Source organism: Paenibacillus jiangxiensis (assembly GCF_046098255.1).
Classification (GTDB): Bacteria; Bacillota; Bacilli; order Paenibacillales; family Paenibacillaceae; genus Paenibacillus; species Paenibacillus jiagnxiensis.
Window position 1 is genome coordinate 213742 of sequence record NZ_JBJURI010000001.1, and the last position, 15356, is coordinate 229097.

Genomic DNA, 15356 nt, shown 5'->3' on the forward strand with positions numbered 1-15356 from the left:
GTCGAGTCCGCTTCCTGACTTCCTTCGTGATCAAAAGATGACTTTTTGAATAACCTATTTAACCAGACTGGCGTAGAAGCCATCCTTGGACAGCAGCTCTTCGTGAGAGCCCTGTTCAAGCAGCCTGCCATCCTTGAGCACCAGAATTCGATCCGCCCGGCGGATGGTGTTCAGTCGGTGGGCAATGACAAAGCTTGTGCGCCCTTTCATCAACCTGTTCAGCCCCTCCTGAATTTTAACCTCGGTGACGGTATCAATGCTGCTGGTCGCTTCGTCGAGGATCAGGATCACCGGGTCTGCAAGCATGGCGCGGGCAATCGCGAGCAGTTGCTTCTGTCCCTGGCTGATGCCGCTGCCGCCCGTTTCGAGTTTCTTATCATAACCGTCCGGCAAACGCATGATAAAGGAGTGAGCATTGGCCAGTCTGGCTGCAGCTTCCACCTCCTCATCCGTGGCATCCAGCCTGCCGTAGCGGATATTATCGCGAATTGTTCCCGCAAACAGAAAAGTATCCTGCAGCACAAAGGCCATATGGGATCTGAGATTCTCACGCCGCATGGTTGTGATGTCCCTTCCGTCCATCGTTATGGTTCCGGAGGAGGGATCGTAAAATCTGGACAACAGCTGAATCAGCGTCGTTTTGCCTGCACCGGTCGGGCCAACCAGAGCGATCGTTTCTCCGGGACGGGCCGCGAAGCTGATCTCTTTCAGCGTATTCCCGTCTTCCTCATACGAGAACGAGACGTTACGGAAGCAAACCTCACCCTCAAGATGGTCCAGCGATACGGATGCGCTCTCATCCCTGGCCTCCTCATCCTCATCCAATACCTCAAAGACCCGCTCGGCTCCGGCAATAGCAGACAGCAGCGTGTTCCATTGGTTGGCCAAATCGTTTAGGGGACGGGTAAACTGGCGTGCATATTCCACAAATATAATAATGACACCCACGGTAATGGAGCCGCGGATGGCCAGAATACCGCCAAAGCCTGCAACTATGGCGAAGCTCAGGTTGTTCAGCCCGTTCATCAGCTTCGGAATAAAGCCGGATATGGTCTGCGCCCAGAAGCCTGCCAGCCGGATGCTGTCATTACGAACACCGAATTCCCCTATTACCCGCTGCTCCTGGGAAAATGCTTTAATGATGCGCTGCCCGGACAGCGTCTCCTCGATAAAGCCGTTCAACTCCCCAAATCTTCGCTGCCTTTCCTTAAAGAGCGGGCCTGTCCTGCGCGTAATCCAGCGCATGCCGAGAGCCATCAGCGGCACAACCGTAAAAGTCAGCAGTGTCAGCACAGGACTCAGCGTCAGCATCACAGCCACCGTCCCCACCAGCGTGAGCACGCTGGAGAAAATTTGGATGGCCGAGCTGTTCAGCGTGGAGCTGACATTCTCAATGTCGTTGGTCAGGCGGCTCATAATTTCTCCTTGCTGGCGTTTGCCGAAGAACGGAATCGGCAGCCTGTGCAGGTGTGAAAACAAATCGAGGCGCATCCGGTACACCGTCTCTTGCGCCACCTCAATCATCCAGACATTTTGCAGCCAGACGGTCAGCGAGTACAGGGCATACACAACAGCCAATCCGGCCAGGAACCAGATCCATGTCCGGTTTGGCCCTCCTTCCAGATAATGATCTATGGCCACGCCCACGAGATAAGGCCCCAGCAGAGCGAGCCCGGAGCTGAGTAAGACCATCAGCAGAACAAGCGCCAATTTGAATTTTCGGCGGGCCAGGTAATGCCATATCCGCTGTAACGTGCCGGACCAGTTCTTCGCTTTGGCCGCAGGCTTCCGGCCGCCACCGGGGGCTGTCCGCCGAGCCGATGCAGGCCTTGGATACCGGAATGGTTCAGTGAATGCCTTGAGCATGCTGAAGTGCCTCCTCTCCGAACTGTGACTGATAAATACGTTGGTATAATTCTGAACCGGAAAGCAATTCCTCATGTGTTCCCTTGGCAATGAGGCAGCCTTCATCCAGCAGCAGAATCAGGTCCGCGGACATCGTTGAGCTGATTTTCTGTGTAATCAGAAACGTCGTGCATGAGAGAGCCTCCAATTCGGCCAGCAAAGCCGCTTCGGTCTTCACGTCAAGCGCACTGGTGCTGTCGTCCAGTATCAGAATGGACGGCTTGCGTACGAGTGCGCGGGCAATGGAGAGCCGCTGCTTCTGTCCTCCGGACAGATTGATCCCACGCTGGCCCAGAACAGTATCGTAACCACTCGGCAGGCCTTCGATCGTCTCATGAAGCTGGGCCTGCCGTGCCGCTTCGCGGATATCGCCCAGTGTGGCGCGCTCATCCCCCCAGGCGATATTCTCGCGGATCGTTCCCGAGAACAACAACACCTCCTGCGGCACATAACCGATGGCATCCCGCAGTTGCCTCACATCAAGCTGCTTCGCGTCCATGCCGTCGATCAATACGACGCCTTCCGTCTCCTCATACAGCCTGGGAATCAGTTGAACAAGCGAAGACTTGCCCGAACCGGTCGCCCCCATGATCGCCACCCGCTCGCCCGGCCGCACCTGGAATGAAATATCCTCCAGAACAGGGGCGCTGCCTTCCGAGTAACGGAACCCAACGTTGTGGAACTCCACCTGTCCCTGAACGGGCCTCACTTCTCGCGTGTTGTTCGCATATCCTGAAGCGCTGTCTTCCGCTGCCAGCACCTCACCAATCCGCTGTGCCGATGCTCCGGCACGGGAATAGGTAACCACAATCCAGGACAGTGCCGACAACGCGCCGATCGTCCTTAGCGCATAGTTGACAACTGCAACAACTTCGCCGACTGAAGCCTCACCTGCGGCAATATCCACCCTTCCGTTCCACAGCACCGCTATAATGGCCAGGTTCATCAGCAGCAAAATGAACGGCATTGTCGTTTCTGTCAGCCGCAGCGCACGAACGGTGCCCTTCATCAATTCTCCGCTAAGACGGGAGAAACGCCCGATTTCATGCCCCATGCGCACAAATACCCGAATCAGCCGGATCGCGGTCAGATTTTCCTGAATAGAGCCGTTGACGCTGTCCAGCCGGCGCTGCACGCCGCGGAACAAAGCCGATGCTTTCTTCATTACAAGGTATAGAAACACCAGCAGTACAGGAACAGTAACCGTCAGAAGCAGCCCAAGCTTGACGTTGACCACGAGCGACATGATGACACTGCCCAAAACAAGCAGCGGCACACGGGACATAAAGCGAAGGCTCATGAAAATGGTATCCTGGAGCTGCGATACATCGCCAGTAAGGCGGGTGATCAGCGATGAGACCGCGAACCGGCTGAACAGCGCATAGGAAAAAGACTGCACCATCACGTAAAGTCTGCTCCGCAAATCATAAGCAAATCCCTGGCTGGCATGTGACGCATAAAATGTGCCAATGATGCCGGCGGCAAATGCGACGGCTGCCCCTGCCAAAAGAAAGCCGCCCCACAGCCAGACGGCCTGCAGATTGCCCGTCCGAATACCGTCATCGATAATTCTGGAAATGATCCACGGCTGAAGCAGCTCAACCGACAGCTCCACCAGCATCATGAAAATAGCAACAATTGAGGCGAGGCGGTACTTTTTCAGAAATGCAAATATGTATGCCATATCCCCCTCCGATTAGCACGGTCCGCCGTCCAGCCTGAGCTTTAGCGACCCCGCCGCTTAGTCCGCACCGTTAATACGTACATTGTAACAAACATATTACCGGCATCCATCTCTAAGTCCGTTCAAGATAAAACCGACTTCTCCTGTCTTGGTATAAATCACATGGTCCGCGCCCATCCGCTGGTAAACACCCCTCGGATGCATCAGCTGCCGGGTAATGACATGAATCTCCCGTTCTGTCCATGACCTGCAGATTTGCAGATAGCGGCAGGTAAGATTGAGACTGCTCTCAAATATGAAAATACAGCCCACCGTCATTTTGGGAATGACCCACTTCTCCGTCATGGACGTATCGATCCGAAGAATTTGCTCCACCCCCTGCTTCTCAAAATGCTTCTCTTCTGCGGTGCTGTTCGTCAGAACCGCAAAGGGCAAATGGTGATGCTGCAGCAGCTTCACAAATTTTCGGCCGTCGTTGTTAGGAGCAACAACGAGAATGGTCTCGGTTTGCATTCAGATCCTCCTCGATATTCGGGCAGCAAAGATACAAAAAAAGAAGCCAGGGCGTCCAAGTAGCTTCCCGCGGCTTCTCCCAAGGTCCATATGCCAATAAAGCATGGACTGGATATTAGTCGGTTTGCTGCCTCTCCCTGTACGCTTATGAGGTTAGCTGTCGGATTCGGGCGAGAGAGTCGCCCTACGCGTCCGAGACCTTGGAATCTCCTCCGCGATTCACCCCTGCAAGCCATATCTGTTCCGCCTTTCCTGCCGGAATCAGTCGGCCGCTTTGGTTCCCCCATTTTCCGCTCTGTGCGAAAATTCAGCGGTAAAAGCAAAATTATCATATAAAAAAAATCAAATTACGATTTGAATCATACACCCGCCCGGCTTATAGTGTAAAGACTTGTTATTCCCGATTCTTTCAAAAATTTGCTTTAATCAAAGGCTGTCAAAGCAGCCTGTTAAGGCGCCACTATACCAAAAGTGTTAATAGCCACTATAACCATCGGAAAATACGGTTGGACGGCTTCAGTATTCTAACTGAATTTTACTACCATCGTAGGTGCAAGTAGTTTAATATTAACGAGAACTTCTCAGTTCAAAGTTCGAAAAAAGATGACGAATGAAATTGATCCATCTTCTTAAAGGAGTGATGTGGTATGAGAAATTACCGATGTCAAATTGATGCTGTGCCGAAAAAGTCTTCCAAGTAGGGGAGCACGTACAGGGTTCCCCTGAATACAAGGAGGAGTCCAGTATTGATTACATTACAAACCATATCCAAGAGTAATTGGGAAGAATGTGCCTATCTAAAACCAAAACCGGAACAAGAAAGGTTTATGGCTGCAAATCTTTACTCGATTGCAGAGGCGCAATTTTTAGAAGGATTTGTAACAAAGGCGATTTACAAAGATGATGTAATGATTGGATTTACAATGTATGGACCAGATCCTGAGGATGGGAACAACTGGATTTACCGTTTTATGATTGACGAAAGATTCCAAGGACAAGGCCATGGTTATAAAGCTATGTTGCTGGTTATTGATGAGATAAGAAAAAGCAATAACAGAACTGAGGTTATAATGCTTGGCTACAATCCAGATAATGAAGAAGCCAGACTGCTATACACAAAATCAGGCTTTAGAGAAGTGGGACCAGCTCCTTGGGGGGAAATACTTGCAAAGTATAGTTTTGAATAACTTATCTGATTGCAATTATGAATATTATGCTGCATGAACTGAAGCCTTGACTGTATTAAACCGCCCTTTACTGGGCGGTTTATCTTTTGACCGAAAAGTTTCGTAAAATTATTGCTTCACATCACTTTTCATTTTGTCCAATAAACAACTTTGCATACCGGGTGAGACTCCATGCAGCCCGCTGCGAAATCTGCTCCTCCTTTTTGTTTCCGCCGATCTGGGAAATGAACTTCTCCATCAAACTTGCAGCCTTGCCCGTATTCCCTTGCTCCAATTGTTTTTGCGCCTGCTTCAGGGTGCTGTTCAGACGGGAAGCGAGATCGCCCTTCACTTCTTTGGCCGCACGGTACTGATCGAGCGCGGTCTGCAGACCATTCAGCGCGGCGGGCGCATGGAAGACGGGAACCGGCACCTCCGCCCAATCCGTGTCTGAAGCAAAATAGAAGCTGGTATATGACGGCTGGTTGTAGGCCGTATTTTGCCGTGCCACACCGGTCCGGTACTGCGGATCATGCATAAGCGTGTACAGCTTGCGGTCCGTTACTTCCGTGCTCAAATAAATCCGGATCGCCGAGCTGTCCGCCTTGCGGACAAGCATTTCTTCTCTCCAATCCCCGAAAATATCCGCCACAAGCGAAGGTGTGCCTTTGGTATAGTTGTTGGTCAAGGTTCCATCCGCTGTCAGCAGGACGCCGCGCTTCCAGTCTTCGATCACCGGCGTGACGTCAATCGCCCCGTTCACAATTTGCGTTGTCATATCCGCGGCCCATTTGATGTTCATATTGGTGCCGGGCATGCTGCTGCTAAGCTGCTCGCCGGCGGCCGTCCACAGGCCGACCGCCCAGGTCTCCAGTCCCCTGTGCCTCGGCTCAATATCTCCCACCATACCGCGTCCCGTATCCTTGCCGGTGTATCCGCCATAAATGACCTCACCGGTGGCCGCATCCCGCAGGGAATAGCCGTAAGGAGCGTAGGTGCCGCCTTCATGGACCATGAAAATCTCCTGTCCCGGCCGGTCCGGGTCAATATCCGTGACATGCAGCGCGTCCCCGTGCCCCAGACGGGCGATCGTACCCGGCGCGGCGCTCTGCTCGGGCATCTCATCCATGGAGCTGTACAGCAGGCTGCCGTCATCATCCAGGGTGGCCGAGCCATAGACGATTTCATCCCTGCCGTCCTGATCAACATCCGCCACGCTCAAGGAGTGCGCCCCCTGGGTCGTTAGCGTGCCAAGCTGCGGATCGGTGCCATCCCTGCCATGCGGGCCATCATTGAACGGATTGCTCATGACCGTCCAGCCGCTGTCTGCCAGCCACTGCTTCCGCAGATGCTCGCCCTCCCACTGGTAGGCTGCAACCGTTGAGCGAGTGTAGTAGCCGCGTGCCAATATAGCAGATGGCTGAACCCCGTCCAGATAGGCGACTCCTGCGAGAAAACGGTCCACCCGGTTGCCGGGTTCAATCCGGGCCATGGCGTAATCTCCCCACATCAGCCCGTCATCATGCCGTTCCGGCTCATATCGCACGGTATCCAGCTCTTTCCCGCTATCCCCGTCAAAGACCGTTAAATACTCGGGTCCGTCAACAATAAAGCCTTCAAAGGTGCGCAGATCGTTGCGGCTGCTGCGGGCGGGCGCGTATTCATCCATAAAATAGTCCGCAAGCTTCTCCGCATCCGCGCGGGACAGCGGATATTCGTACCGCTGTTCGATGCCGAAGCATTCCTCCAGCGTCGCCGGCCAATGCCCGTTTCGGACCTCCTCATGCTGGTCCCAATTCATGAACATATCCACAACGTGTTCATAATAATCGTCGCTGCTCATCCGGTAATCATCCTTATGGCTGTAGCCTGCCCGGATGTCCTCACGCGGCATGGTAATGTACTGCTCCTTGCCAGGTCTCCCTTTTTTATAGTAGCTGATGACTTTGGTGCCGGGCGCCGTTTTGAACATAAGCTCTGCCCGTCCGTCCCCGTCAAAATCATAAACCAGCATCTGCGTATAGTGCGCGCCGGCACGGATGTTAACTCCCAGGTCGATCCTATATTTTAAGGTTCCATCCAGCTCATAGGCATCAATGTAAGTATTGCCGGTGTAGCCTTTTTGCGACACATCCTTGGAATTGGAGGGGTCCCATTTTACGAAAAACTCATATTGTCCATCCCCGTCGGTATCGCCCACACTCATGTCGTTGGCAGAGTATGTGTAGGCTTCCCCGGCAGGAGTAACCCCGTCGGCTGGCTTTTGCAATGGCAGATCGTAAAATGCGCCGTTCCAGGGGCGAACCTCGGCACTTCTTTCCAGTTCCATGCCATAGACGCTCTCTGCAGCGCTCCGCTCATGCTCATCTCCATATACAACCGCCGCAACCGAGTACAAGGACTGGGAAGTTCCTTCCGTGTCCAGGTAATTGGTGCTGTCCGTTACGGTCGCAATTTGGACTCCATCCCGGTACACGTTGAAATTAGCCCCGGTCAAGCCGGATGGCGAATAACCGGTCACTTCATCAGCCAGCAGACGCCAGCTCAGAAATTGCCCGCCTTCCACGGAGGCCGCCACCAGACCTCTGTCCAGATACTCCAGCTGCACCCCGTTCATATGATCCTTCGGTACTTCCCCTTCCGCATATGCGGTTGGTCCTCCGCCGGGCATTCCTGCGGTCAGCAGTGCCGCCCCCAACACCGTGATTGCCCACTTTCTGGCGTTCCTGCTTGTACGTTTGCCCATTCTCATCTCCCCTTCCTGTTGTTCAAGTTGAAATGATTGCGCTTTCAAAATAATTCCTCTCTATTATAGTTTTGTGCTGGTAGGCCGCACGTTTAAATTTCAGAGGTTTTTCGCTACTAATCCGTAGAAAAACAGAAAATCCCCGGCTCCGCAGCGGAAACCAGGGATCAACGCTATTTTTGAATTAATACTCGTTAAAATAGGACTGTATTTGCGCCGCATCTTTTGTCTTAGTCAGCGCAAGCATCAACAGGATGCGGGCTTTTTGCGGATTCAGGGAATCCGTTGACACAAAATGATCGGCAAGATCCGAGCTTGAGGAGGACACCGTTCCGCTGCCGACACGGGTGGAGCGGGCGATAATAACGCCTTTTTTGCCGGCATCCTCCGCTCCTTCAGACGAGGCGCTGGACAGCGAGCCGTTGCCGGAGCCCGCAACTACAATGCCTTTGGCGCCTGCCGTAACCGCCGCATCATACAGATAACGCCCGTTGTTTTGGTATTCATATAAAATATCTACCTGCGGCAGCTCTGTCAGGCCGGATACATCGAATACGGACCCGGTGGTGTGCTTGCGCGTCGGTTCATTATAGAACAGCACCTTGTCTCCGACCACCGCGCCAAGATACCCTTGCTCAACAGACTTAAAGGTGTCCACAGCCGTCGTATTGGTTTTGGTAATATATCTTGCGGAGCCAATACGGTCATTCAGCATGATCATAACCCCTTTGCCCTTGGCTTCAGGCGTGCTGGCCACCTTGACCGCATTATACAGGTTGAATGGTCCGTCCGCGCTGATTGCTGTTGCCGGTCGCATCGCGCCAACGACGACGACCGGTTTGTCGCTTTTCACAACGAGGTTGAGGAAATAAGCCGTTTCCTCGAGCGTATCCGTACCATGGGTAATTACGATTCCATTCACATCGTCTCTGGCCAGCAGTTCATTAATCCGTTTGGCCAATTGCAGCAGAATGGTGTTGTCAACATCCGGACTGCCAACGTTAGCCACTTGCTCGCCGCTGATATTGGCAAGCCCCTTCATCTCCGGAACAGCGTTGATTAGCGTCTCTACCCCAAGCGCACCTGCTTTGTAGCCGGTTGTATCTGTATTGGAATCTGAGGAACCGGCGATCGTTCCGCCTGTTGCCAAAATAACCACATTCGGGAGGGCCGGATTGATCTCGGATTGAGCGGGTACCGCGCTTGCCTCCATAGCCACGGCCGTCCCGGTAAGCCCGTATGCCGGAAGCAAAGTACTGGCGAGCAGACCCGCAGTCAGTACTGGAATATAGAACAGTTTTTTCATTTTCATTGTTAATTCCCCTTCCCCAATTTATCGTTGTAGTTATTATGCATCAGTTTTCATCATTATGTGTTCTATTCCCACCTCCTTTTATGTTAATTTATCTAACAAATTAATCTAATTTATTGTGATTATATGAATAAAAAATCTAAATAGTCAACTTAAATGTTATAAAATATCACATAAAATAAGCTAACGTGCTGATACAAGAAGCCAAACAGAGGTAACAAATTGTTTCTATTTTTTTAGTTCTTTAATCATAAGTAATAGATTATCGTGCAAGTTTTTTCCCTTCTTTTTAGATATATAAACCTATAATTTTTCATTAACTTTCATATTTATCACTAAAAATAGTTCTTTAGACGGAGTTCTTTAGTAGTTTTTTGGTATTATAATTTCCATTGTAAAATTTGGAGATTAAAGAAGGAGGAAGGGAATTTGAAGAGTAGAAAGATAGGTTTCACCTTTTTGTTGCTGGTATTAATGTGGGTTATTTTACCTAACACGTCTATGAAGGCAGCCAGCCAATATACTGGAGGTCTATTAGACAATGTTGAGTTGAAGGTTGGCACTTCGGTTAACAATAGCACGGGGACTGTCACTCAAATGACTGATGGAGATTCAAATACAAGATACTATCTGACTAGCGGAAATTTAATCTGGCACAGCTTCTCCTCTCCACAAAATATCTCGGCTATTATTTTAAAGAGCAGCTCTCTGAATTCAACAATAGAATTTTATGATTCAAGTAATAAAATGATCACATCGTTCACACCTGTAGCTAATGATACAGTTCAATCTTTGCCGACACCGGCAACGAATGTCACAACTGTTGTACTGAAATCAACTGCCACTGTTTATCATTATGAGTGGAATGTATTTTCAACTCCGTCGGCGCCCCCCGCAGCTCCAACCATCAGCTGGATTCAAGGCGGGGACAAGACCGTCGATCTGAGCTGGAATAACACTGCGGCCAAGTCCTATACCATCAAGCGTTCAGCATCTACTGGCGGTCCATATTCCGTTCTCGCATCGGTTTACGGAAATTCCTACACAGACTCTTCTGTTAACAATGGAACAACATACTATTATGTCGTTTCATCCGTTAATGAAGCCGGGGAAAGCGCAAATTCCGTGGAAAAAAGTGCAACTCCTAGCGCAACCAAATATACAGGAGGTCTGCTTGACCGGGTTACATTGAATGTAGGTACCTCTACATCGAATAAAACCGGAACCGTACGAGAATTAACCGATAATAGCGCTACTACCCGTTACTATCTGCCAAACGGCAATTTAATTTGGCATACTTTTTCATCACCACAAACGATTTCTGCAGTAGTCTTAAACAGCAGCTCGACGGCAGCTATTGAGTTTTATGACGTTAACAATAATTTGCTTTTATCCTATACACCTATAGCTAATGATACAGTTCAATCCCTGCCGGTCGCGGTTACCAATGTATCGACAGTTGTCCTTAAAGCCGCCAGCAGCACTTATTTTTATGAATGGAATGTTTTCTCCACCCCAACTGCGGCTCCAGCAGTGCCTGTAATCAACTGGATTCAGGGCGGGGATAAAACTGTTGATCTATATTGGGGTTCTACAGCTGCCAAATCCTATAAAATTAAGCGTTCCACGAGTAAAGGCGGCCCCTATGCGCTTCTGGCTTCGGTAAGCGGAACTTCTTACACCGATACATCCGTCGTCAACGGAACAACCTATTATTATGTTGTATCGTCTATCAATGAGGCGGGTGAAAGCGCTGATTCAGCTGAGAAAATGATCACCCCGAATGCCACCAAATATACGGGTGGCCTGCTTGACCGGGTTGCTCTTAACGTCGGTGCTTCAACCTCGGCTTCAACCACAACGATCCGCGAGGTGACTGACAACAACAGTACAACTCGTTACTATCAAACGAGCGGCAATTTGGTGTGGTATACATTCCCTTCGCCGATGGAGATTTCTTCGGTAATTCTAAACAGCAGCAGTATCGCCAACTCAACCATTGAATTTTATGATAGCAATAATACTTTGCTGTACTCCTATTCGCCTAAAGCCAATGATACAACTGAAGACTTGCCGCTCCCTGTCAAGAACGCAGCAACTGTGGTCCTTAAAGCCAAAGCGTCAGTTTACCAATATGAATGGAACTTGTTCGGAAAAAGCATGGAGGGGCCATCACCGGAGAAATTTGATTTGACCGCTGCCGCAGGCAATGGGAAAGTCACATTGAATTGGAGTTCAATCCCCAATGCCGCAAATTATGAAATCCAGCGCGGAACCACAGCCGGTGGTCCTTACAGTGTTATTGGCACTGTAGATGGAACTGCTGCCATATTTGAGGATACAAATGTGGTTAATAACACCCCTTATTATTATATCGTTCGTGCTATTAACGGCAGCGTCGAGGTAGCCGTGTCTAATGAAGCCTCTGCTACTCCTATTACAGCAAATCCGGGAAATCCTTCCGAACCTCCGGAAGACAATAGTGGAGATCGAGCTTTACTTGCGATTATGCTAAATACCGGTGAAGTTAAAGAGTATGATCTTTCCATGAGTGAAGTGAACGCCTTTATAAGCTGGTATGAGCAGCGGGCTTCAGGTTCAGGACCTGTCACATTTGCAATCAATAAGCACAATAACAATAAAGGACCTTTTACGAATCGTAAGGATTATATGATTTACGACAAAATTATTACTTTTGAGGTAAACGGCTACAGCACTAATGGACAACCCCCGCAGACTCCGTCTCAACCTGAAACCGGTATTTAAATAACAGAGATAGCTTTACAAGTTAATATGAATTGGAGAAAGGGCGACTAACAACCGCTCTTTCTTTTTTTTCATTCGGAGCCTTCAAAATATATTGACAGACCTTACCTGAGAGGATATGATTCTAACAATTTATTTTTTTAAATCATATAAAAGGGGGATGTTTAGTTTGTTATCTTTATTCAAATCAAATACTGTATCGCGTAAGGTGCTCTCTATCTCTACCGCATTGCTGATTTCCGCCTTTGCCGTAACCGGCACTCCATCCTATGCGGCCGTTCCGGCGACGTTGACCGTTGTTTCTGCTCCTTCTCAGCAAAGCTCCACTGCAGACAACATATCCTACCTCGAAAATCGTTTCGGGCTTCATTTATCAGCCGCCCCTACAGTGGACGAGTATATCGGTGCTCTGGGCAAACTGCTTGAGCAGACTCCGTCCTTAACAACCGGGGATTCCGCTCCCTTGACTCAGGCGAATGCCGTCAGCCTCGCCATCAAAGCAGCGGGACTGGAGGAGTTGGCGAATACCTACTCACCGGAGAAAGCCGCCGCATCCCTGAAGAAGTCGAGAATACAAGAAGTTAATAAATTGAGTGCCGACGCAACCCGTGAGCTGGCCGCTGCTGTGGACACCGGTTTGCTTCCGGCGTTTGCCGCCAAATCCTTTAAGGCAGACAGCCAGGCAGACAACATGTTTGCGACCGATTTGCTGGCTGGCGTGTTGTCCTTTCACGGGGATTATAAATCTTACATAGGCAATGTGCTGGATAACGATATTTTTGCAAAACTCAACGATGCTTACGACACCCAGGAGCTTGTGCTGGCGCCGGAGCTGCAAAAAATTTTCGATGAAGGCCTGAAGCAGGGGCTGTTCACCGGCTACAACATTAAAGACAAACGCTACGAGGCCCACTTCGATCCCGCACTGTCCCTCACCTATGGACATAGCGATCTGAAGCATGCCATTCAGCTGATCGGCCTGCTGCGCAGTGAAGGCATACAGGCCAAGGTACAGCTTGAGCCGAAAACGTCAGCCTTCGTTTATTTGCAGGAGTGGGGCACTCCGCAGCAAAGCGACGACTACAAGGTGGTGCAGATTGAAAACGGCAATTATATCGCTTACGCCAAAGAATATGATCTGGCCCTGGAGTTTGAATCTGCTGCCGACAAGGATCAATTTGATAGCCTTGTGAACCAATATGCCAAAAAAGACAGCGAGGATGAAGCCGGCCTGATCGCTGCCTCCTGGTGGCAGCCGCTTTACTATTCGCTACCTGCCATGAATAATTATATGGAGATATCCAACAATCGAATTGATTCCGGCAACTACTATGCACAGTCCTTCTCCTTGAAAGAAGATACAGCTTCCATCGCCGAAGGCCTGAAAAAGCTTGCGCCTGCTGCAGAAGTACAAACCTATAATTTCTGGGTCGATGCGCCATTCTATCGCTATTTGAACGGGGAATCCTCCTAATACTCGCAATCGCATTGCCTGAATAATTTCAATATGGTAACATAATAATAGAAATAAGGGAGGTCGCTACCCTCCCCCAGGACAACGAGGTGTGCCTCACGGCGCGCATTTGTTGCTTAGTGCAGCAAAACCCACCGAGGCTACCAACCTTTAGCGGTGGGTTTTGCGCTTGTTACGTCTTCTTTTGATCCATCGGTAAAGCTTACGAGAACTAAACCATAGGCTTAGCAATGTCGCGATTACTTTCAAGACCATGTAAAACGCACCAAGGGCTGTCATGGCGTCAATCACCTCCTTCACAGAAGGCTGCGCCGTGACTCCCACCCGTTGTCCAACCCAATTATATCAAAATACAAGCCCAAGATAATCCCAGGCTTGTATTTTTTCTGTACCCCGTCAAAAAATGCCCCCCTAAACAACTATAATTGCGAAGTTGAACGAGGGGGATATGCTCCCGAATCTACTAAATTCATGCTTGCTTCCGTACCTTCCGCTGCACTAGCAGAGGAGTCAGCAGCAAGGCCCCGATCACAAGCAGCACACCGCTGATGGCATAGACCGTGAAGAGCGAGAGCATCTCCTTAAAATAGCCGGATACCGACATCCCAATCACCATCATGCCCATAAACATGGGCGTAATCGCTCCGCTCACCCTTCCGATCAGGGCAGCTCCGGTATTCTGCATGATCATCGTCTGAATACCCGCTTGTACGCCCGAGTAGGCCAAACCTCCAACGACCTGGACAGCAATGGTCAACCACGCCACGGTTGAAGCGCCGGTTACAACAGTAACCAACGCACTGCCAACCAACCCCGCTAGAAGCAGCACATGCGGCTTTACCCGTTTCGCCGCCCCCATAATGATGATTCCTCCGATAAGCATAGCAGCCCCGTTGGTCAGAAACAGCCACTGGAGGAAGGACTTTTCGAGCCCCAATTGATCAATAGTAACGAACAAAAGCAGCGGCTGGGTTAACCCTGCGGCCAGACCGGTCACGGCAAAGGTGACGCTAAGCACTCTAAGCGAGCGGTTGGCCCATAAATAACGAATACCTTCCTTCAGCTCCTTCATGAAATCCCCGGTTTGTGCAGAACTGTCCTCCTTGGAATCCTTGGGCAGAGTGGACAGGATCAAAGCCGAGCCGGAAAACATGATCACTGTTAAAGTAAGCGAAATCTCAATGCCATACTGCAGAAAAATAAACGTGCCAATCATCGGGCCCAATATCATAAACACCGATACCAGTGTTTGCGACATCGCCATCACGCCCTGCAGCTGTTCAGCCGGAACATGTCTCTTGTAAAGCTTCATGGCCGAAGGCTGGGAAAATTGCGACAAACTTGCGGATACAAGCGTTCCCAGCAGCAGCGCCAGCCAGGTCCCGTACAAGAGCGCGAGCAGCACACCCAGCACGGAAGCGGCGGACAGCAGGTCGCACCATACCATCGTTCGTTTCGGCCGCCAGCGGTCGGCCAGCGTTCCGCCAATCATCGCGAACAAAAAAATCGGCGCAAACTCCACCACGGAAATCAGGGATACATAATACGGATCATTGCGGGTCAAGTCCGTGACATACAGCAAAACGGCAAAATTTCGGATCCAGATGCCAAGCTGCAGGAATACCCGGGACAGGATAATCGTCCGGACATAACGGTTGTTTAACATGCCTACTCATCCTTTGCGCAAAATCGAATCACAAATTTATAATACAAACATTTTATTAGTTTGTCTATAAATTTATAGATATAAATAAAATAATCTATAAATTTTCAATTCCAAGCTGAGCTCT

9 protein-coding genes and 1 riboswitch are annotated in these 15356 nt (G+C 50.1%); of the genes, 3 read left to right on the forward strand and 6 right to left on the reverse strand.

Annotated features, from left to right (window positions below):
* Window positions 1-54: 54 nt before the first annotated feature.
* The 3 genes from ACI1P2_RS01000 to ACI1P2_RS01010 form a co-directional block, all read right to left on the reverse strand.
* Window positions 55-1866 carry an ABC transporter ATP-binding protein gene (locus tag ACI1P2_RS01000; protein WP_355316007.1) on the reverse strand — a complete coding sequence of 604 codons (1812 nt, stop codon included), beginning with the start codon at window positions 1864-1866 and terminating at the stop codon, window positions 55-57.
* On the reverse strand, window positions 1847-3589 hold the full coding sequence (locus tag ACI1P2_RS01005; RefSeq protein ID WP_355316009.1) for an ABC transporter ATP-binding protein: 1743 nt from the start codon (window positions 3587-3589) through the stop codon (window positions 1847-1849). The genes ACI1P2_RS01000 and ACI1P2_RS01005 overlap by 20 nt, the downstream gene beginning before the upstream one ends.
* Before the next feature lie 96 nt (window positions 3590-3685).
* On the reverse strand, window positions 3686-4102 hold the full coding sequence (locus ACI1P2_RS01010) for a hypothetical protein (RefSeq protein ID WP_355316010.1): 417 nt from the start codon (window positions 4100-4102) through the stop codon (window positions 3686-3688).
* 128 nt (window positions 4103-4230) lie between these two features.
* A riboswitch (cyclic di-AMP (ydaO/yuaA leader) is annotated at window positions 4231-4425 on the reverse strand.
* A gap of 423 nt (window positions 4426-4848) precedes the next feature.
* On the opposite strand from ACI1P2_RS01010, the gene ACI1P2_RS01015 reads away from it, so the two are divergent.
* Window positions 4849-5289 carry a GNAT family N-acetyltransferase gene (locus ACI1P2_RS01015; protein WP_355316012.1) on the forward strand — a complete coding sequence of 147 codons (441 nt, stop codon included), beginning with the start codon at window positions 4849-4851 and terminating at the stop codon, window positions 5287-5289.
* 121 nt (window positions 5290-5410) lie between these two features.
* On the opposite strand, the gene ACI1P2_RS01020 is transcribed toward ACI1P2_RS01015, so the two are convergent.
* Window positions 5411-8014, reverse strand: a complete 2604-nt coding sequence (locus ACI1P2_RS01020; protein ID WP_355316013.1) for a rhamnogalacturonan lyase — start codon at window positions 8012-8014, stop codon at window positions 5411-5413.
* A 184-nt stretch (window positions 8015-8198) separates the two neighbouring features.
* Window positions 8199-9320, reverse strand: a complete 1122-nt coding sequence (locus ACI1P2_RS01025) for a type II asparaginase (RefSeq protein ID WP_355316294.1) — start codon at window positions 9318-9320, stop codon at window positions 8199-8201.
* Between the two features lie 435 nt (window positions 9321-9755).
* Between ACI1P2_RS01025 and ACI1P2_RS01030 the strand changes: the two genes are divergently transcribed.
* Both ACI1P2_RS01030 and ACI1P2_RS01035 read left to right on the forward strand, forming a co-directional pair.
* The gene (locus ACI1P2_RS01030; RefSeq protein WP_355316015.1) at window positions 9756-12092 is read left to right on the forward strand and encodes a fibronectin type III domain-containing protein; all 2337 of its coding nucleotides are present in this window, start codon (window positions 9756-9758) and stop codon (window positions 12090-12092) included.
* A 169-nt stretch (window positions 12093-12261) separates the two neighbouring features.
* A complete protein-coding gene (locus ACI1P2_RS01035) occupies window positions 12262-13566 on the forward strand; it encodes a hypothetical protein (protein WP_355316017.1) in 1305 nt (434 codons plus the stop codon).
* 469 nt (window positions 13567-14035) lie between these two features.
* Here the strand turns inward: ACI1P2_RS01035 and ACI1P2_RS01040 are convergent, their stop codons facing one another.
* Window positions 14036-15232, reverse strand: coding sequence for an MFS transporter (locus ACI1P2_RS01040; RefSeq protein ID WP_355316019.1), 1197 nt, complete (start codon window positions 15230-15232; stop codon window positions 14036-14038).
* Window positions 15233-15356 lie beyond the last annotated feature (124 nt).

Bases quoted from the DNA above. Each gene is read 5' to 3' on its own strand.
- ACI1P2_RS01000 (WP_355316007.1), bottom strand. From the start codon at position 1,866: ATGCTCAAGGCATTCACTGAACCATTCCGGTATCCAAGGCCTGCATCG.
- ACI1P2_RS01005 (WP_355316009.1), bottom strand. From the start codon at position 3,589: ATGGCATACATATTTGCATTTCTGAAAAAGTACCGCCTCGCCTCAATT.
- ACI1P2_RS01010 (WP_355316010.1), bottom strand. From the start codon at position 4,102: ATGCAAACCGAGACCATTCTCGTTGTTGCTCCTAACAACGACGGCCGA.
- ACI1P2_RS01020 (WP_355316013.1), bottom strand. From the start codon at position 8,014: ATGGGCAAACGTACAAGCAGGAACGCCAGAAAGTGGGCAATCACGGTG.
- ACI1P2_RS01025 (WP_355316294.1), bottom strand. From the start codon at position 9,320: ATGAAAAAACTGTTCTATATTCCAGTACTGACTGCGGGTCTGCTCGCC.
- ACI1P2_RS01040 (WP_355316019.1), bottom strand. From the start codon at position 15,232: ATGTTAAACAACCGTTATGTCCGGACGATTATCCTGTCCCGGGTATTC.